Annotated in this window: 16 protein-coding genes; 6 read left to right on the forward strand and 10 right to left on the reverse strand. The window is 45.6% G+C overall.

Features of this window, described 5'->3' with window-relative positions; genetic code table 11:
• Positions 1 to 93: 93 nt before the first annotated feature.
• The 5 genes from nhaA to F0229_RS02275 all read right to left on the reverse strand — a co-directional run bounded on the left by nhaA (position 94) and on the right by F0229_RS02275 (position 7,275).
• Positions 94 to 1,260: a Na+/H+ antiporter NhaA gene (nhaA, locus tag F0229_RS02255; protein ID WP_010441484.1), complete on the reverse strand. Its 1,167-nt coding sequence runs from the start codon at positions 1,258 to 1,260 to the stop codon at positions 94 to 96.
• A gap of 275 nt (positions 1,261 to 1,535) precedes the next feature.
• The gene (locus tag F0229_RS02260; RefSeq protein ID WP_017070605.1) at positions 1,536 to 2,684 is read right to left on the reverse strand and encodes a lipocalin-like domain-containing protein; all 1,149 of its coding nucleotides are present in this window, start codon (positions 2,682 to 2,684) and stop codon (positions 1,536 to 1,538) included.
• A complete protein-coding gene (locus F0229_RS02265) occupies positions 2,674 to 5,127 on the reverse strand; it encodes an ABC transporter permease (protein ID WP_017065398.1) in 2,454 nt (817 codons plus the stop codon). Before F0229_RS02265 ends, F0229_RS02260 begins: the two co-directional genes overlap by 11 nt.
• A complete protein-coding gene (locus F0229_RS02270; RefSeq protein ID WP_017060385.1) occupies positions 5,108 to 5,779 on the reverse strand; it encodes an ABC transporter ATP-binding protein in 672 nt (223 codons plus the stop codon). The genes F0229_RS02265 and F0229_RS02270 overlap by 20 nt, the downstream gene beginning before the upstream one ends.
• 122 nt (positions 5,780 to 5,901) lie before the next feature.
• Positions 5,902 to 7,275, reverse strand: coding sequence for an MATE family efflux transporter (locus F0229_RS02275; protein ID WP_171732146.1), 1,374 nt, complete (start codon positions 7,273 to 7,275; stop codon positions 5,902 to 5,904).
• Positions 7,276 to 7,373: 98 nt separating this feature from the next.
• On the opposite strand from F0229_RS02275, the gene F0229_RS02280 reads away from it, so the two are divergent.
• The gene (locus tag F0229_RS02280; RefSeq protein WP_171732147.1) at positions 7,374 to 8,804 is read left to right on the forward strand and encodes a DUF2867 domain-containing protein; all 1,431 of its coding nucleotides are present in this window, start codon (positions 7,374 to 7,376) and stop codon (positions 8,802 to 8,804) included.
• A gap of 124 nt (positions 8,805 to 8,928) precedes the next feature.
• Here the strand turns inward: F0229_RS02280 and F0229_RS02285 are convergent, their stop codons facing one another.
• The 3 genes from F0229_RS02285 to rsuA form a co-directional block, all read right to left on the reverse strand.
• Positions 8,929 to 9,588, reverse strand: coding sequence for a DUF2913 family protein (locus tag F0229_RS02285; protein WP_017060382.1), 660 nt, complete (start codon positions 9,586 to 9,588; stop codon positions 8,929 to 8,931).
• Complete coding sequence (locus F0229_RS02290; protein WP_017060381.1) at positions 9,588 to 10,805, reverse strand: Bcr/CflA family multidrug efflux MFS transporter; 1,218 nt, start codon at positions 10,803 to 10,805, stop codon at positions 9,588 to 9,590. Before F0229_RS02290 ends, F0229_RS02285 begins: the two co-directional genes overlap by 1 nt.
• Before the next feature lie 200 nt (positions 10,806 to 11,005).
• Complete coding sequence (gene rsuA, locus F0229_RS02295; protein ID WP_017060380.1) at positions 11,006 to 11,701, reverse strand: 16S rRNA pseudouridine(516) synthase RsuA; 696 nt, start codon at positions 11,699 to 11,701, stop codon at positions 11,006 to 11,008.
• Positions 11,702 to 11,798: 97 nt separating this feature from the next.
• Here rsuA and F0229_RS02300 point away from each other — a divergent pair, with 97 nt between their 5' ends.
• The 4 genes from F0229_RS02300 (at position 11,799) to F0229_RS02315 (ending at position 16,216) form a co-directional block, all read left to right on the forward strand.
• Positions 11,799 to 13,541: a DEAD/DEAH box helicase gene (locus F0229_RS02300; RefSeq protein WP_171732148.1), complete on the forward strand. Its 1,743-nt coding sequence runs from the start codon at positions 11,799 to 11,801 to the stop codon at positions 13,539 to 13,541.
• Positions 13,542 to 13,645: 104 nt separating this feature from the next.
• Positions 13,646 to 14,044, forward strand: coding sequence for a PepSY domain-containing protein (locus F0229_RS02305; protein WP_171732149.1), 399 nt, complete (start codon positions 13,646 to 13,648; stop codon positions 14,042 to 14,044).
• A gap of 61 nt (positions 14,045 to 14,105) precedes the next feature.
• A complete protein-coding gene (locus F0229_RS02310; RefSeq protein WP_017060377.1) occupies positions 14,106 to 14,765 on the forward strand; it encodes a response regulator transcription factor in 660 nt (219 codons plus the stop codon).
• Between the two features lie 104 nt (positions 14,766 to 14,869).
• Positions 14,870 to 16,216, forward strand: a complete 1,347-nt coding sequence (locus tag F0229_RS02315) for an ATP-binding protein (RefSeq protein ID WP_171732150.1) — start codon at positions 14,870 to 14,872, stop codon at positions 16,214 to 16,216.
• 77 nt (positions 16,217 to 16,293) lie between these two features.
• Here the strand turns inward: F0229_RS02315 and F0229_RS02320 are convergent, their stop codons facing one another.
• Together F0229_RS02320 and F0229_RS02325 are read right to left on the reverse strand one after the other, a co-directional pair.
• Positions 16,294 to 17,601: an LssY C-terminal domain-containing protein gene (locus F0229_RS02320; RefSeq protein WP_171732151.1), complete on the reverse strand. Its 1,308-nt coding sequence runs from the start codon at positions 17,599 to 17,601 to the stop codon at positions 16,294 to 16,296.
• A gap of 14 nt (positions 17,602 to 17,615) precedes the next feature.
• On the reverse strand, positions 17,616 to 18,344 hold the full coding sequence (locus F0229_RS02325) for a glycosyltransferase (protein ID WP_017070601.1): 729 nt from the start codon (positions 18,342 to 18,344) through the stop codon (positions 17,616 to 17,618).
• A 367-nt stretch (positions 18,345 to 18,711) separates the two neighbouring features.
• Between F0229_RS02325 and rplY the strand changes: the two genes are divergently transcribed.
• A complete protein-coding gene (gene rplY / locus F0229_RS02330; RefSeq protein ID WP_017060373.1) occupies positions 18,712 to 18,990 on the forward strand; it encodes a 50S ribosomal protein L25 in 279 nt (92 codons plus the stop codon).
• Positions 18,991 to 19,125: the final 135 nt, after the last annotated feature.

Raw genomic sequence — 19,125 nt, forward strand, 5'->3', positions numbered from 1 at the left:
ATCGGGGAGGATGATTCTGTGACTCGTCTTGCTACTCAGAAGTTAGCTTGTTAATCAGTGAATAGGCTCGCCGTTAAACGAGCCTACCGCTGATTATAGTTTTACTTCTTGTTGCTTTGCTGTTTTCGGTAAAGAAACGCTTAGCAGGAAGTAACCTAGAATTGCAGCTGTTGTAGATCCCATCAGGATGCCTAGTCGAGCTAGTGTGTCAAACTCTACATTCGTTGGGCCAAATGCTAGTGATGAAATAAAGATAGACATTGTAAAACCAATACCACACAGGACAGATACTGCGAAGATGTTCATAAAGTTCACACCTTCAGGGAGCTTAGCAACACCCAATTTCACCGCACCCCAGCTGAATGCAAAGATACCAAGAGGCTTACCAATCAATAGACCCATAGCGATACCAAGCGGTAGCATACCTGTTAGGCTTGAGATTGAGATACCTTCCAATGAAATACCTGCGTTTGCAAAAGCAAAGACTGGCAAGATTGCAAAAGCGACGTATGGGTGCAGAGCATGTTCTAGATGCTTCAGCGGAGAATGTTCACCTTTATTGCCTTTCAGTGGGATAGCAAAACCAATCACTACACCAGCCAGCGTTGCATGAACACCAGACTTCAATACTGCAAACCACAGAATTGCACCAACAATGAGATACACACTCAGCTTAGTTACATGCTTGTTGTTTAGCATGAACAGCACACCAGTTGCGATGAAACCAACCGTTAACGCAAGCGTTGATAGGTCGCCTGAGTAGAACAGTGCAATGATAACAACAACGCCAAGGTCATCGATAATTGCTAAAGCCAATAGGAACACCTTCAAGCTAACCGGTACACGGTTACCAAGAAGCGCCATAATACCCAATGCGAATGCGATATCAGTCGCTGCTGGGATAGCCCAACCTTGAAGCGCTTCAGGGTTACTTGAGTTAAATAGCACGTAAATAAGTGCAGGAGCTAGCATACCACCCACAGCTGCGATAGCTGGGAAGATTGCTGTCTCTTTAGACTTTAATGCGCCTTCTAAAAGTTCGCGCTTAACTTCTAAGCCGATTAGAAGGAAGAAGACAGCCATTAAGCCATCGTTAATCCAGTGAGACACAGACATACCAAGAACGTAACTGTGAAGTACACCTTGGTACATTTCGTTCAGTGGTGAGTTTGCTACAAACATTGCGATCGCCGCAGCGATGACTAGTATGATGCCGCCAGCAGATTCCATTTTAAAGAAGTCACGGATGACGTCGGTCATGATTTCGCCCTTATATTTATTATTTAAATAAACGAATAACAAAGAATAACCACGAGTTTATATCCAAGTTTAATTGATAGATAATCACTTCTTCGGATGTTTAACTTCGGTTTTTCCTACAAATACTAAACAATACGTCGTATATTCCATAATGTTGTTATGCACCATGAATTAAGTATAGATGAGATCATCGAACCTGTATGCACAATTCATTGGGGGACGCTAAAAGGCGCAGGCATAAAAAAAGGCTATCAAATTATAGCCTTAGGTGTTTTTTAGTAGCCAGTTAACTGCATAAAGCCTGTCGCTTCATGACTCCCGCTCGCCTTAATCGGCCCTTCCCAATATGGTATGACAAATGGAAGCCACATATCCCTGCGTATAATACGCGTTGTGAGGTTGATATCATGCTTAGGGACGTTAATGATCCACTGCAAAGGCATCCGTCTTCCATTCATCAACGTTGTATTTTGCAATGGTTGAATGGAAATGTCGGATTCCGTTAATTGGTAAACTTTGCCTGAGCGCGTTGCTAATGTCCCGAATATGTAAGGCAACTGTTGGTTATGACGATAACGGTTAATGCTCAGCGCTGTGCCGTCATCGAGGTTAAATACAAACCAATCCCAACCTTGTTGGCCCACTCCAAGTAAGCCACTGCCCCACTCTTTATGTACCCACGCAGTTCCTTCCACTTCCTTGGTAACGCCGTCTAGGTTCAACACACCACTCAACGATAAAAATGGAGCGCTGAAGTTATAAGACGCGACAGGTAATAAGTCGTGCTTTTTCTGATAACCGTTATCGCCGTTGAGCACATAGGGCCCTTTTGCAATGGTGTCGAGTTCAAGTCCAAACGTGTCTGTTTGCACTTGAAGGCGTCCTGGGAATGGGGTGTTGCCGAGTGCACGCCAGTTCCAGTTATCAATCCAAAGCCTGAATGGACGATTAGTCATTCCCGCTTGGCCAATGCCGCCACGAGCCATGCGCTGTTCTTTCCATACTTTGGACTTAGAAGAGACCACTACATTTGAGATATAGACTTGAGGGCTTTGCCACCCTGGTGTTTCACGTTCGTCCGTTGCGATACGGAAAAAGCTCCACTGGACCGAATAGTCTTTACCATCATCACCTTTCAAAGATGCAAAGTAATGCCACCACTCGTGCTGAAACTCTGGGTGGAACTTAAAATCTTGTGGTAGCGAAACATTACGGTCTGGCAAAACAGGTTCGAATACATTGAAGTGTTCATTAACCAATATTGAGTTAACTTCATTCACGCCCTTTTCACCAGGATCGATGAAATAGGAGTAATAACCCCAAACACTTAAAAAGATGCCGAAGAAACTGATTAATAGCAGAGAAGACAGGATTCGTTGTCTTAACTTATTTGAGGTATTCCGTAAAAACATACTAAAGCGCATCCCTCAGTGACTTCATCGGAGTGTTCCGAATCATTCTCATCACTGGTAAAGCACCAGCTAGCATCAATGCTGCCATGGCCCATGCAAATGTCTGCAAATAGTCCCAAGGAATCACTTGTAACTCAAGTGACCACCCAAAAGACTGCTTTATCACGATATCAACAATTAGGCTCGCTAGCGCTAATCCGAGCGGAATCGCAATTAAGGAGGAAATAAGACCAAACACAAACAACTGCAAACTACCTGTCAGGATCAGTTCTTTCGCCGAGACACCCAAACAGCGCTGCAAGGAAATATGCCTTTGGCGAGACACTTCTCCCGCAACCGTCGCAAAGAAAATACCGAAGACGGCGATAACCAAGGTGATGTTACCTAATGTATCTGCAATCGCGAACGTCCTATCGAACACCCGCATCGCTTGACTGTGGATGTTGTTGTTATCGAAAACGCGCTCGGAGCCAAGCCTGAATACGCTTTCCAATCGACTGCGAAGCCCTAATGAATTCACATCGTCTTTGAGTATTACGCCAAGTCCGACATTACCCCGCCCTGCAAACCCATACAGCCAGTTTCGATGCGACATCATGACTTGATGGTAAGGGTTACCATAATCGTAATAAACACCGACAACCTGCCAACCAGAGCCGAGACTGTCATAGAGGTCAATGTAGTCGCCAGGGCGAATCCCCAGCTTGAGAGACATCGATTCACTGATCAACACACCTTTAGAGTGATGTAAGTGATACCAGTAATTCGGAATACCTAATTTGATCGTCAGCGCTTCTAGCTCACCTTCAGAAGGACCCGTACTGATCACCTGAATGCTACCAACTGGAGACGCCACATCTTTCTCCCAACGCCACCAAACCGAATCCACTTCAGGTTGGTCGGATAACCAATTACTCATACGAGCAGCGGCATTGTTGGTTGGGTAGATATACAGATCGGCAGCCAAACGCTGTGTTAGCCATTTATCAGTGGTATCTCTAAAGCTACCGACCATGGTTTCTACACCAATATTGGCTGTTAAGGCTAACATAAACGCCATCGTCGCCACGCCACGGTAGCTCATACTGGAAGCTGCATCAGCAAAGAACCAGCGAGCACGAACCCAGCGCAACGAATAAGAGAGGCTGTTAAATAACTTCCACATCAAAAACGGGGTAAATAGCGCCACACTGATCAGCATTAGCGCGATAATCGCAAAACCCGTCTCTTGAGTCTGAGGGGCTTGATACACAGCGACAGCGGCAACCAAGAAGCCACAGCCAATCAATGCTTGCCAAGTAAACTCTGTACCCGCAAAGCGCATCAAAGATAAGCGAGAGGTCAAACGAATCGGTTGTGATCTAAGCAAACGCACCAATGGCCAAGCGCACGCTAAAAACGCACCAAGTAACGCCATCAATAAGCTGTAGCCGCTCCATCGCCAATTCCAGTCGATCGTTAAGCCAACGTTGGCGTCGTATAAGTCGCCTAAGCTTGAAGATACCGCTGGTAACAATTGGTTGGCTAACATGACACCGAATACATTACCGCAGATCCAGCTCAGTACGACCAATATCAACAATTCTAAGCAAAGCGCTTTAGCCAATTGCCAGCCCGATACACCTGTTTGTCTTAAGATTCCGACTAACGGTTGGCGCTGAATAAATGACAACGACATCGCTTGATAGAAAATAAATAAACCAACCACAAACGACAGCATACCCATCGCTTTTAGGTTTAAGTGGAACGCACTGGTCAGCGACTCAAGCTCTGCCTTAGAGCTACGAGAGATCGTCAAACCATTAGGTAACATATTTTTAAGACGTTCAAACTTCTCAGTGGGCATGTCTGAACAAGCAATCACTGAAAGCCCAGCACTGCGTTTAAGCATTCGGAGCAAGGAGATATCCGCAATCAACCTTGTACCATTAATCATATTATTTTGATCAACAACCACAGGACCAAGTTCAGAACCATCCATCAAAGGGATGTAATCGCCGTTGTGCCATTCCATGTGTTCAGCAAGATCATCACTGACAAGGATTGGATATGGTGGCTTCATGAGGTTCAAAGCGGTGAGATCTTTTAACGCTATACCAGGTTGTAGCTGAAGCATAGAAACAGGATCTATACCGACAACCATGAAGTTTGCGCCATTTTCATCAGTGATACGATGGTGATCAAGAGGAGAACACTGTTGAAAACCTTCACGGCGAAGCTGGATATAAAAGCCTTGCGGGATTTTATTGGCGTTGTGTTTTGGTCGAATGCGGTAAGGAAGAGGATTCGAAAAGAGCTTTTCGCCATGTGCATAGCTTTGCTTGGCGTGTTGGTTGATAGCAGTAACACCAACCAAAAGTGATACGCCGAGGGTTAAACCAAGCCATACCAAAATAATCTGCAGTGGGTAACGTCGATAGTGACCGAGTAGTGCCTTAACTACGGGCCATAACATGCAGTTGTCCTCCTTGTAGACGGATCCTACCATCCATATGCAGAGCTACTTTTTCACTGTGTGTTACCAACAGCAACGTACATTCTAATTGACGAGCCAAAGAGGTCAGCAAACGCATTACCGCTTCTGCATTACGCTCATCTAAACTACCGGTCGGCTCATCGGCCAGCAATATTTTTGGTTCCATATAAAGCGCACGCGCAATGGCCGCACGTTGTTGTTGGCCACCAGACGCTTCTTCAGGGTAACGGCCAAGTAAAGGCATAAGATCTAAAGCAGAGAGAATCTGTCTCCAGAGACCTTTGTCTTCAGGTAAGCCTTTTAACTGGCGGCAAAAACGGATGTTATCGGCAATATTTAACGTTGGCAGTAAGTTGAATTGCTGAAAAATATGGCCAATGTTGTTTCTGCGATAAGCGGTGCGGTCACGCTCGGTTGAGTCGTGCATATTGAAGTGAGGAAAAGCGATTTCACCTGAGTCCGCTAGGTCTAAGCCCGCGATAAGATTCAGTAAAGTACTTTTACCTGAACCGCTTTCTCCCATTAATGCCAGCTGGTCACCTTGGTTTAATGTTAATTCAGCACCTTGCAAAACAGGGTGAAACTCCCCCCCATCGACATAGCCTTTACATAGGTCTGACAGCTTTAACATTAAACAGCTCGCATTAGTTAGAATTTGGAAGGAGAATCTACACTAATTCCCTGTTAGGAGGAAGTATTTTGAAAGATAGATCACACGCCAACGATAAAGTGATGCGATTGGTGCGCCCTACTTCAACTTCCTATCAAGTTTTTAATCCATTTTCTTGTTTTCATGCGATAGAGCGACCCGCCCCACTTGAGGACTTCTTCCGTTAGGAAAAGCAGATATACCCACTCAGGTGGAAACTTAAAATAGATAGCCGCGATGGCTGCCAATGGGATACCGATCACCCACTGAGCAATCAAATCTTGATAGAGGCAGAACTTCACATCACCACCCGCTCTCAACACCCCAACGATCACAGTCAATGGCACCGAGCGAATGACAATACCCACACAGAGGATCAGAATGAACTTCTCTGAGAGGGCTCTGGTTTCTTCCGTCAGTGCGCTAAAGGCATTAAGTATTGGCGTTTGAACGAAATAGAGAAAAACGGCTACAACAATACTAGTTAAGAAACACAAAATTGTTAAGCCAAGCGCTTGATAGTAAACCGCTTCATTGTTTTTCGCACCAAGTTGATTACCCACCAAAACAGCTGCCGCATTCGAAAGGCCAATCAATAAACTCAATGAGATAGATTCAACCGGCGTCATGACCGATAGCGCAGCCAGACCTTGAACGCCCGATTGCCCCATGATCGCGTGGTAAGCAAACAAACCACCCGCCCATGCTAAGAAGTTAAACGTGGTCGGCAGAGACAGCTTCAAGAAGCGAACCACCTTATCAATCGAAGCTGCCGCTTTAATATCGCAAAACTTAAATGCTAATAAATGCTTAGAGAAATAGAGATAACCAAACAAAGTCGCGACTTCAATCGCGCCACTCAGTACCGTCGCAATCGCCGCACCTTTGATTCCAAGCGTAGGAAAGCCTAAGTTACCGAAGATCAGCACCCAGTTTAAGAACACGTTAGACAGGATGCCGATACCGCTGAAAAATGTACTTAGCCCGGGTTTGTGCATCGCTCTCAAACCCACAGCCATACTGCTGACACACGATACCGCTAGCATGCTAAATGACGTAATTACGATGTATTCAACGCCTAAGTTGATGACCTCTTGAGAGTCGGTCGTCACGCCCATGATTTGTGCAGGAAATGAAACGAAAAACGCGATAGTCAGTAAAGCAAACAGTGTCGACACCAGCCACGTCAGCGCAGTGCTTTCTCTCACACCTTGTCTGTTACCCGCGCCCCAATATTGAGCAGTAAGAAGAGCACCGCCCGTGGTAACACCCACCAGCATAATGGTCGTCACGAACATCGCTCGGCTCGCCACCCCCACAGCTGCGATGTCTGCTTCGCCAAGTTGGCCCAACATCAATACATCCACCAAGCCTCGGCTTGAAAACATAATGCTCTGCAAGGTGATGGGCAGTGCAATCGCAATAAGCCTGCGAACAAAATCACCTCGTGTGTGATGAATAATTGAAGAGAGCAACATAGAGAGATACCTAAACGGAACGTATTGATGAATAAAGATAAATATCGCGCTATTATATCAATGTTCGGTTTTTAACCACAGATATAAATGGAGTAACAATGAAGAAAGTACTGGTTTTAGGCGCTTCTGGATATGTTGGTTCGCAACTCCTCCCTCTCCTGCTTGAGCAAGGCTATCAAGTCACGGCAGCAGCAAGGCATATCGACTATTTAAAGGCACGGACCGAGCCTCACGAAAGCTTATCGCTTGAGTATCTTGATCTGGCCGATCAAGCTGCGACACAAGCCTTAGTCCCCGACTTTGATCTTATCTTCTTTCTCGTCCATGGCATGGCGGAAGGCCACGACTTTATCGATTATGAGCTGAACTTAGCCCGTAACTTTGTTTCTGCTCTTGGGCCAAAGAATCAACACGTCATCTACCTGAGTTCTTTACAGCCTCAGACTGGTGATTCAGAGCACCTTCAAGCGAGAAAGAAAACCGGCGAATTGCTTCGTAAAGGGCCTGTACCCGTTACCGAACTTCAAGCTGGCGTGATCATTGGCCCAGGATCTGCGGCATTCGAGATCATGCGAGATTTCGTGTACAACTTGCCGATTATGATTGCGCCAAAATGGGTTGACTCTAAAGCCAACCCGATTGCTTTGCAGAACCTGAACCACTATTTACTAAAACTCGCACAAGACACGCCTAGCGAAAGCCAAACCTTTGAGGTTGGCGGGCCGGATATTGTCTCTTACCGAAACCAATTTGCTCATATTGCCAAAACCGCCGATCGTCCACTCAAACTATGGGCGACATCGCTACTGACACCAAAGATTGCTTCATATTGGTTAGGTGTGGTGACTTCTGTACCGTCTAACATAGGTAGAGCACTACTTGCAGGCTTAAAGCACGACTTCATCGCCAGTTCGACCATCATTAGAGAAAAGTACCCTCAGAAGCTTATCTCGTTCGAAAATATGGTTGAACAAGCCATTCACGCTGAAGGAAACTTTGTCAAAAGCAATGTATGGGGCTTTGATAAAACCGCATTCAAACGCTGGCAAGCTGGGTATGGCTATTACCCGAAGAAAACAGGCGCAAGTATCACCTCAAGCGCTTCATTGGAATCGCTTTGGCATGTTGCTCAGCAAATCGGAAGCCCGAAGCAAGGTTACTTCTTTGCTAACACTTTATGGCGCACACGCGAATGGTTGGATGTTCTTTTCGGTGGCGGTGTACCGGTTCGACAAATGCCAGAAGGGCCCAACCTAAAAGTCGGTGACAAAATCGATTCATGGAAGGTCATTCGCTGTGAAGAGAATCAGTTTTTATCTCTGCTTTTCGGTATGAAAGGCCCCGGTTTAGGGCGACTCGAGATTACTGTCTCTGACCACGGTGACTCTCGCGAGCTGAATATCTCGGCTTGGTGGCATCCAAAGGGGTTTCTAGGGTTACTGTATTGGTTTGCTATGATGCCAGCCCACCTGTTTATTTTTAAAGGCATGGTGAAGGGAATTGAGAAGCAGGCTAAAGAACAGGATTAAAAGCAGATGCGGGATTCGAGTGACGAGATGCGAAAAGATTAAAAGCAAATTAGCGACACGCGCTATGAGAGACAAAAAAGAGCGGATAATTCCGCTCTTCGTATCTCTCATCTCGAATCCGCTATTAGCCGATAACGCTAATTGGGATCTCAGCCAGTTGGTTGCCTTGGTTAGCAGGGTAAACGATGTATTCACCGTGATACTTCACCGCAGACTTATAGTCCGTTACTTTGTGAAGCATGAAGCCCGCTTCCATCGCCGCTTGGATGAACTCAGCATGGTTGCCACGAACAAACCAGTTCATTGGCTTAACCATCAACTCCCCGTCGAAAGAGTCGTCACACTGTTTACCGCATAAAGCAAAAGAGTGCTCGCCATCGGTGAAGAATTGAATCTTGCCGCCAGTCGTTAGCTCGTCTTCACTCGATACGCTCCAACCCATCTCGTACATTTTGTCCATGAACGCTTCAACATCACTGTCTTTTAGCGTTTTAGGCTCTTCGCCTTCAGGGAAAAAACGTCCGTAAAACGCAGAAATACGTTTAAAGGTAAAAGTTAAATCAGAGTTGTTGCCTTTTGAGCGACCCTGTTTCTGCCAGCGAACTAAGTCAGGCACAATCACGCGATCATAAGCTTGAGATTTAATCGCTTTTGTTACCCAACGAACAAGATAAAGGTTGTTCGCGATAGGTGCGTCGATCGCTTTACCAGACTTATGCAGAGCATACAGCTCGCCCAGCGCATCGTTCACTAACTTCTGAATTTCAATATAGTATTTTGACATTATGCCTTCTTTCCTAATGTCCAATATAGTAATGCTGACAGTATTGCACATGCTGCCATCATCATAGCCATTGGCCCTGCAGTGTCACTTGGTAGCATTGCAACAATTGCTCCCACCACAGAACCAGTACCAAATCTTAATGTGCCCGCAAGCGAAGATGCTGTGCCTGCCATATTCGGGTATCCGCTTAAAAGTAGCGCCATTGAGTTACTACCAATGGTAGACAGTGTGCCGATAAACAGCATCACGAATGGCACAATACCCCACAAACCGATATCTAACATCCAACCGACTAACAGACCTAAGCCCGCAAACAGTTGAATGGTTAAACCGACTCTGAGCATAGCGTGAGAGCCCACTTTCTTAACGATTCGACCGTTGATGCTCGTCATCAAGATCATAGCAACAATATTCAAGCCGAACAGGTAGCCAAACAGATCAGGGCGAACGCCATAGATATCGATGTAAACGAATGAACCTGCCGTTAAGAACGCAAACATCCCTGAAAATGAGAATGCACCAGAGAAAATCAGGCCCATCGCCGTTGGGTTCTTACACAGTCGAGCATAGTTACGAATCGTTGTTTTAAAGCGCAATGGTTGTCGGTTTTCTGCAGGAAGCGTTTCTGGGATCTTCATCGATACCGCCAGAATCACGATCACCGCAAAAATAGCCAGAACCCAGAAAATTGAACGCCAACCGAACCACAACGCTAAGTAACCGCCAATCATCGGAGCAACCAATGGCGCAACTGTCATCACCAAAGTAACGAAAGACATGGTTCTTGCGAAATCTTCACGATCGAACATATCTCTTACCACCGCTTGGATGATAACGGCCGCCGCAGCACCAGCAAAACCTTGAGCGGTACGGATGTAAGTCAGCGCTTCAATGCCATGAGTTGTCGCACTCACCATAGAAGCGATAGCAAACAAGAACACACCAATAAGCAGTACAGGCTTGCGACCATAGCTATCCGCCAACGGGCCATGCAGCAACTGCCCCAGCGCGAAACCTGCGGTATAGGCTGTTAGCGTGATTTGTACCTCACCCGCCGTCACACCAAGATCTTTAGCAATGGTCGGCATCGCTGGCAGATACATATCAATGGCTAGCGGAGTAAGTGCACCAATCGCACCTAGAATCAAAAACAGCACTAAGCCTAATTGAGGTGTTTCTAGTTGGGAGCTTTGGCTCTGTGAGGTCGATGTTTGCATGGTTCTCCGAATGTTCAACTGATAGAGCTAGGGACTAGCGTGAGTACGCGAGTCAAAGATTGGCTGAGACTTTCCTAGTACCAGTCAACATCATCAGCCGACGCTATCCATGGTCGGCTTTACAACGAAAGGGCTATTTCCAGCAAAAGTGGTCTCTTGTTAAGAACAATTTCTTGTTAAGAGCAACTTCTAGCTAAGGACTACTTCCAGATTGAATCGACTTCTTCTTGCGTTAGGTAACGGTATTCACCTAACTCTAAAGATTCGTCCATCTCAATTTCGCCAATACGTTCACGGTGTAGTGCTTCTACCTTGTTACCAAGAGCAGCAAACATACGTTTAACTTGGTGGTATTTGCCTTCGTGAATCGTTAGTAGCACTTCACGCTCTGCACGAACTTCTAGGTGTGCAGGAAGTGTTAGGCCATCTTCGCTCTTAAGCTGGATGCCCTCTTTGAATTTTTCAACGTAATCGTCTTCAACAGGTTCAACCAACCACACACGGTACGTCTTCTCGCACTTGTGCTTTGGCGAAGTGATACGGTGAGACCACTTACCATCGTCGGTAATCAATACAAGACCTGTTGTATCAATATCTAGACGACCAGCAAAGTGCAGCTTGTCCATTTTGATTTCATCAAGTAATTCAAACGCGATACGATTTGCGCCATCTTCATGCGAACAAACAAAGCCTTCTGGCTTATAAAGCATGATGTAACGTGGGCCGTGAACATTCAGTTCATTGCCTTGCCATTCGACAACGCACTCTTCAGTTACCTTGAGTGAACCGCTTTTTTGAATGACATCATTTACTGTCACTGCCTTGGATTTTAATAAGTGTGTTGCTTCTCTTCGAGTGACGCCTAATGCATCGCACAGAAATTTATCTAAACGCATGAATACCTCAACTAATCTAAGTCGGGTATTATAGTCACCTTTGCTCAATTAGTTGAGCTATTTCACACTATTTGTTTTCCTTCTTACAAGACGCGATATGTATACACTCCGCCCGTACCAAGCTGATTCTGTAAAATCAGTGATTCATTACTTCAGAAAACACCAAACTCCGGCAGTGCTCGTGCTTCCGACAGGTGCAGGAAAAAGCCTTGTGATTGCAGAGTTAGCAAGGCTTGCGAAAGGTCGAGTGTTGGTGCTTGCTCACGTAAAAGAATTGGTTGAACAGAACCATGAAAAGTATGAAGGTTACGGGCTGAAAGGCTCGATTTTCTCTGCGGGTTTAGGACGCAAAGAGACCGACCAACAAGTCGTGTTTGCTTCGGTGCAATCTGTGGTGCGAAATCTCGATTCATTCTCTAACCAATTTTCGCTGTTGGTTATCGACGAATGCCACCGTGTTCCCGATGAAAAGACCAGTAGTTATCAGAAAGTCATCACTCACTTACGCGAGAATAATTCGGGCATCAAGGTGCTTGGATTAACAGCGACCCCATATCGTCTTGGGATGGGTTGGATTTATCAATACCACACTCGCGGTCAAGTGCGTTCAGATGAGCCACGTTTCTTCCGCGACTGTATCTTTGAGCTGCCGATTCGTTACCTGCTCGATGAAGGTTTCTTAACTCCTGCACGCATGATTGATGCACCCGTGTTGAGCTATGACTTTTCGCAGTTAAAGCCCGCGAGCACTGGTCGCTACAAAGAAGCAGAACTCGACATGGTGATCGAGCAATCGAAACGAGCGACCCCACAGATTGTCGATCAGATTATTCACCTAGCCCAAGATAAACTAGGCATCATGGTATTCGCTGCGACCGTTCGACACGCGCAAGAGATCCTCGGCTTATTGCCAGAAGGTGAAGCTTCAATTGTGATTGGTGATACACCAACTCTCGAACGTGACCAAATTATCAGCGACTTCAAAGAACGTAAAATCAAGTTTTTGGTTAACGTATCGGTATTAACCACAGGTTTTGATGCGCCACACGTCGATTTAATCGCGATTTTGCGCCCGACAGAATCCATCAGTTTGTATCAACAAATCGTTGGCCGTGGCTTACGCCTATCTCCGGGTAAAAAAGAGTGTTTGGTGCTCGACTATGCGGGCAACAGTTACGACCTCTACCAACCTGAGGTTGGCGACCCTAAACCCGATTCAGACAGTGAAATCATCACCATCCCTTGCCCTGCGTGCGGCTTCAATAATAACTTTTGGGGCAAGCTAGACAGCAATGGCTTCTTGCTTGAGCACTTTGGGCGCAAATGCCAAGGCTACTTTACCGATGAAGACACGGGCGAGCGCGAGCACTGTAATTATCGCTTCCGAGCCAAATACTGCGGTGAATGCGGCGCTGACAACGACATTGCCGCGCGCATTTGCCATGAGTGCGATGCAACCTTAGTCGACCCAGATAAAAAACTTAAAGAAGCACTGAACTTAAAAGATGCCTTGGTGTTTGAGTGTTTAGAGATGGACTTGAACGTTCTCAAGGGCGACAAAGGTAAGTCGCAACTTAAAGTCACTTACCGTGGCGAAAACCAAGCACAAGTGCATGAATTTTGGTCATTAACCACCAAGAAACAGAAGCAGAACTTTAAAGACCAGTTTGTTCGCCCTCACCTTGCTGACAGACACCGCCCTTTTGAGGAAGCTTCACCAACGAAAGTGGTTGCTCACCAACATAGATTCCGCCCACCTCAATTCGTGATTGCACGTAAAGTCGGGCGTTTTTGGAAAATGAGAGACAAGATATTCGAAGACGAGCTTCAGCAACGTTAACATCTCATTTTTTGAGAACCTAAATCTCATTATTCATCAGGTTCACTTTCTGTTCAGAATTACTTTTTTATACTGAACGCTATCAACCTTCTCTAGGATTCGCTATGTTTAGTAAAGTTATGATTTCTATGTTTTCTTTAAGCTTAGGCTTATGTGTCGCCGCTAGTGCGTGGGCTGACTTAGATCATAACGGTCATGATCTTGTACAAGATGTCCATAAAGCGGGAACCCGTATCGAATTTGAAGAAGATCAAGACGAAGTCTATGAAGCCGTACGAGAAGGCTACATTCGCCCTTTCTCAGAAATGTATGCGGCGGTTGAAAACGATCTTCATGGCAGAATCATTAAAGTAGAACTAGAAGAAGATGACGACATTTGGGTGTATGAACTAAAAATCAATTACCAAAACAACATCATCAAAGTCGAATACAACGCTGAGACGTTAGAAATGCTTATGATCAAAGGCCGCAACTTTAAAGACGCAATTAAACACGGCGACTAGTTACGTACGACGAAGAGCTAAGCACGACGAACAGTCATTAGAAGAAATTAGAAGAACAATTATGAAAATTTTAGTCGTTGAAGATGAGCCTCGTTTGGGCCAACAAATTATTGAAACACTTGAGGGGGCCGACTGGGTTCCAGAGCTCTCTCAAGATGGTATCGACGCACTCTACCGTGCAACGTCAGAAGAATGGGACGCGATTGTCCTCGATTTAGGTTTACCTAAGCTTGACGGCCTAACGGTATTAAAAGGCATTCGAGACGAAAACATCAACACGCCAGTGATTATCTTAAGTGCTCGTGACACGCTAACTCAACGTGTTGAGGGCTTGAACGCCGGTGCTGATGACTACCTAACTAAACCATTCGAAATGGTCGAGCTGATAGCCCGCATTCGTGCTCAACTACGCCGAGCGTCAGGCAGTGCTGCTCCTATACTTCAAATTGGTGATTTAAGCCTAGACACACGCAGCTCTAAAGTGTTGTGGCAAGGTCAAGCGGTTAGCCTCACGGCGCTAGAATATAAAGTTGTTGCGTACTTCATGCATAACCAAAATAAGGTTATCTCGCGCACTGAGTTGGTTGAGCATATCTACAAGCAAGACTTCGACCGAGACTCAAACACGGTTGAAGTGTTCATCGGTCGTATTCGTAAGAAAATCGCACCAAAGATCATCAAAACCGTTCGTGGCCTTGGCTACCAACTGAATGCTGAATAGCTCAGTCGTCAATCACGCCAAGAGCAACCATTAATTAAGTGGACAGCCTGTTCTGATCATCGCAATACGATAAGTTACGATGAGCAAAGGCAGGTTGGAAATGCATGAATCTAAAGAAACGAACACTTAAAAACATCAGTTTAAAAAGCCGCTTGCTCCTTGCTGCGGCTTTTTGGCTAGGTGCGATGATATTAGCGGCTGGTGTCGGGATTCCGAAACTGGTTAACGACTACCTCGTCGATGACATGAAGCAGCAGCTTGGCTTAACCATGGATGAGTTAACCGCCAATATCGAAACCAATGACAGTGGTAACCTGATCATGGCAGAGCGTCTGTCTGATCCTAGGTTCAACCAGCCCTACAGTGGTATTTATTGGCGCGCCGCTACCCAAGAGCAGATCATTCGATCTCGCTCGCTATGGGATAAAGACCTCACCATCAAGCGTTCACCGATTCACACATCAGTCAAAGGGCCAGAGAAAGAAAAGCTGATTTACATCGAGCAAGATATCTACCTGCCTGAACTGAGCGACCCTGTCACGATCACCATTGGTATTGATGAAGATCCATTAGAATCCACACTGACCGAGCTTACTGGTCAAGTCTGGTTGATCCTAATGTTGCTGTTTGTTGGCGTGCTGATGTTGATCGGTATTCAAGTCAGTTGGTCGTTATTACCGCTCAGCAAGATGCAACGCGAACTGGTAATGCTAAGAAACGGCGAGCAACAAGGGTTAAGCGATAACTACCCAAAAGAAGTTTCTCCATTAGTCTCGGACCTCAATGCCCTGCTCTTTCACTATCAAGAACTATTAGAACGAGCTCGTAACCACGCGGGTAACTTATCTCACGCGTTGAAAACACCGCTTTCAGTTCTGAAAAATGAGATAGAGCGACTTCCAGAGGATGACAAGGCACTGCTACGACAGCCCATTAATCAGATTCAAAGCCAAATCGATTATCACCTTGGCCGCGCTCGTATGGCAGGTGCAATGAACATTCTTTCGGTGAAGTCTTCACCTTGTGAGCGTGTCGAAGCGATCTCAATGGCGTTTGATAAAGTTTATGCCGCCAATGAAGTCACCATGATTAACGAGCTAGACTCTGAGATTGAAGTGGCAGTAGAAAAAACCGACCTTGATGAAATGGTCGGCAACCTACTCGAGAACAGTTACAAGTGGGCGGGCAGCGTTATTCGCGTCCATGCAAATGAACTCGACGATGGCAACATAGAGTTGGTGATTGAAGATGATGGCCAAGGCATTCCTGAAGAGAAGCTTGAGCAAGTGACCAAACGTGGCGTTCGACTTGATGAAACCACACCAGGAACAGGCTTAGGACTTAATATCGTAAATGAAATGGCACACAGTTACCGAGGCAGCCTAACGCTCAGTAAGAGCTCAATGGGCGGCTTAAAAGCTTCTCTGGTGCTTAAAATAAGTAAAGGCTGAACAAGCAAAGTAAAAGTTAAACACAATAAGCCCTAACGTAATGCTAGGGCTTAATTCTATCGACCTTATATACAACTCTATATATCGTTCACAGCAACATCCAAAGTTTGTGAATTATCACTAAGGGTCGTTGCTCCAATCGTTAATACCCGGCCATCAGTGTAATAGTCATGATCGTCATTGATCACTTCCACCGTTGCTAATGGGTACTTGTCTAACTCGATGTCTGGTAGTAACGTTCGTATCTGATTAGCAAGCCGATCTCGCTCTTCATCAACATTAGGGTCAATGTTATGAAGCACGGTCACAATGCCTGAGTAAGGCGTGACTTTAAGGCCATCATCATAGCTAATTGCGCCTAACCACTGAGGCTGGTTAGTTTTAATATCAACACCTGCACGCCACCAACGAATATGGCTGCGCTTCATCAGGTTACCCGGCAATTGAAAAGCCATATCTTGCGGCTTGTCTCGCCAATATAAATCAGACACTGGCGGCGTTTTTTCTCTAAGCAATGCGAGATAACCAACCCATTCAATCTCATTTCGAGAGAAGGTTTGATTCTCTATCCAGCCTAATTGCTTCATTAAATCTCTTGGGGTTGCTCCAACATAAATTACGTTGATCGCTTGCGCCGAGTAGAACGAAGATTTACCGGGGAACGCTTTATAGGTAACCGAGTTCCAGTCGACTTTGTTTATTTGAGCCGTCTCTGGTTGATTCTGAAAGTCATCCGCTTTCCAGAAAAAGTGAGCGTAGTTCGCAAACAATACCCACGCCAACAACAGCGCACTAGACTTAAGTACTAAGCATCGCCACTTCATTCGGTAACCGATAATGGTGAAGACTAATACCGCGAACACACCAACGATCAAGCTATTATGCTCCGAGATAAATATCTTAAGGCTATTAAGCCACGGGAAGTTTTCAACGCCGTGCGCCAGTAACATGCCCCAAGCAATGAACTGCCCTCCACCAAGGGCCAAACCGATAAACGCCAACACACTAAAATTACGCCACGGTACACGATGCGAGCCAGCTATAAATGGCACAACCCAAGCGATAGGCCCTAATAAGCGAGCAAAAAGAATGATGTATGTGCCTTTACGAGCAACCAGATAGCGGCAGCGCGCGATCAATCTTTTGGTTTTAGGACGAAACTTAATGAGCCTTCGTTGCGCCTTAGCACCGTATTTATAACCAATGAAATAACTGAGTTGGTCACCAAGCAAACCGCCTAGCATCACCAAAACCAACGCCATCCATGCACCTGAATACAGTTGAAAGCCCGCTGCGATAAAGAAGGGCTCTCCCGGTACAAATAGGTTTGGGCCAATGAGAGCATCACCCAATGCCCCCAGAAACAGCCCTAGTCCATCAAACATAACAACCTCAATACTTACTGTTCTTTGTAGTGACCAAACTTGTAGTTCATCTCGTTGTTACGCATTTCGCCTTTGAAGAAGCGTCTTACATTGGCTTTAAGATAAGTTGAGCCTGTCTTCACAACGCCATCTTGGTCTAAACGACGTGGGTCAAAACCAAAGGTCATATTCAGGAATCTAAATCGCCATGTTTTGCTCGCACGTTTTACGTAGTCACAGTCTTCACACAGGACGATCTCTTCATCGAAACCGCCGATCTCATCATGCGCTCGTTTAGTCGAGAAAATACATGCGCCAATCGCCGTCGGGAAAAAGAACTGAGTAGTAAACAAGCCTGCGTTAAATAGCCCGTAACCAAACTTGTGTACAAGCGGCAAACCTTTCGAGCTCATGTACACACCCGCCACTTCAAGCTTCTTCTCTTCTAGTTCATAAAGCGCTTTCGCAAGGAAGTTTCGAGGCAAGCTCACGTCAGCATCTAAGAAAAGGATTCGGTTGTATTGCGCCAATGAAGCACCCGTGTTTCGGCCAAGGCTCACACCACGGTTTTCCATGTGATGCACCGTTAATTTTGGCAACGCGTTTTCATAAGCTTGCGCCACTTCTCTGGTGTTATCTTCACTGTTCGAGTCGACAACAATCACTTCAAACTCTTGGTGGGTTTGCACGCTCAACTCTTCCATTAAGCGGCTAATGCGTTTCTCTTCGTTTAGCGTAATTACGACAATGCTTACCGGTTTCATATTTTCACCTATTCATTCTGCTGTTTAATTAACACTAAGATTAACGAACTAAGACTTAACCAAGTCTTAGGCAAACATTCATTTTCCGTTCATTAACTTGATGATTTAGCAGTGATATAAATAGATAAGGATTGCGATGTAAAAGGGAGTAAAATGCGCTAAACAAGCGTTAGCGAACGTTTTATCTCCAAACGAACCCATTATCGAAGGAAATTCACTTTGAGATGGGCTTCTGACTTGCTCATATTGGAATGTGATGTTAGTATCCGCGCTCGCTTAAGCATGAACTTTTATGTTTAAGCATTACCACACACTCAAGGTCGCATTGAGGTGTGAAGTTAATTTTTACTAATTTGAGAGTAAAACTATGAAATTTGAAGCAGTAGTACGTACTGAACTAGGTAAAGGTGCGAGCCGCCGCCTACGTCACGCTGGTAAATTCCCAGCTGTAATCTACGGTGGCGAAGCTGAAGCTGTAGCTATCGAACTTGTTCACGCTGACGTGATCAACCAAATGGACAAGCCTGAATTCTACGAAGCAATCACTCTACTGATTGACGGCGCAGAAGTTAAGGTTAAGCCACAAGACGTTCAACGTCACGCGTTCAAGCCAAAAGTTGAGCACATGGACTTCATCCGCATCTAATTCCCTACCAAGGAATAAGATTGGATTAATCCAGCCTTCTGCATAGAAAAGATAATCGATCTTACCAGTCGAGAAATCTAGAAATTCGAAACCCCGATGCTACCAACATCGGGGTTTCACCGTTTTTGAGCCCTC

The organism is Vibrio sp. AIC-3 (assembly GCF_013114515.1).
In the GTDB taxonomy this organism is placed as follows: Bacteria; Pseudomonadota; Gammaproteobacteria; order Enterobacterales; family Vibrionaceae; genus Vibrio; species Vibrio crassostreae_C.

Coding starts and splice junctions, on each gene's coding strand:
- rplY (WP_017060373.1), top strand. CDS start 18,712: ATGAAATTTGAAGCAGTAGTACGTACTGAACTAGGTAAAGGTGCGAGC.
- F0229_RS02275 (WP_171732146.1), bottom strand. CDS start 7,275: ATGTTGCTCTCTTCAATTATTCATCACACACGAGGTGATTTTGTTCGC.
- F0229_RS02270 (WP_017060385.1), bottom strand. CDS start 5,779: ATGTTAAAGCTGTCAGACCTATGTAAAGGCTATGTCGATGGGGGGGAG.
- F0229_RS02305 (WP_171732149.1), top strand. CDS start 13,646: ATGTTTAGTAAAGTTATGATTTCTATGTTTTCTTTAAGCTTAGGCTTA.
- F0229_RS02310 (WP_017060377.1), top strand. CDS start 14,106: ATGAAAATTTTAGTCGTTGAAGATGAGCCTCGTTTGGGCCAACAAATT.
- F0229_RS02280 (WP_171732147.1), top strand. CDS start 7,374: ATGAAGAAAGTACTGGTTTTAGGCGCTTCTGGATATGTTGGTTCGCAA.
- F0229_RS02290 (WP_017060381.1), bottom strand. CDS start 10,805: ATGCAAACATCGACCTCACAGAGCCAAAGCTCCCAACTAGAAACACCT.
- F0229_RS02300 (WP_171732148.1), top strand. CDS start 11,799: ATGTATACACTCCGCCCGTACCAAGCTGATTCTGTAAAATCAGTGATT.
- F0229_RS02320 (WP_171732151.1), bottom strand. CDS start 17,601: ATGTTTGATGGACTAGGGCTGTTTCTGGGGGCATTGGGTGATGCTCTC.
- F0229_RS02285 (WP_017060382.1), bottom strand. CDS start 9,588: ATGTCAAAATACTATATTGAAATTCAGAAGTTAGTGAACGATGCGCTG.
- nhaA (WP_010441484.1), bottom strand. CDS start 1,260: ATGACCGACGTCATCCGTGACTTCTTTAAAATGGAATCTGCTGGCGGC.
- F0229_RS02325 (WP_017070601.1), bottom strand. CDS start 18,344: ATGAAACCGGTAAGCATTGTCGTAATTACGCTAAACGAAGAGAAACGC.
- rsuA (WP_017060380.1), bottom strand. CDS start 11,701: ATGCGTTTAGATAAATTTCTGTGCGATGCATTAGGCGTCACTCGAAGA.
- F0229_RS02315 (WP_171732150.1), top strand. CDS start 14,870: ATGAATCTAAAGAAACGAACACTTAAAAACATCAGTTTAAAAAGCCGC.
- F0229_RS02260 (WP_017070605.1), bottom strand. CDS start 2,684: ATGCGCTTTAGTATGTTTTTACGGAATACCTCAAATAAGTTAAGACAA.
- F0229_RS02265 (WP_017065398.1), bottom strand. CDS start 5,127: ATGTTATGGCCCGTAGTTAAGGCACTACTCGGTCACTATCGACGTTAC.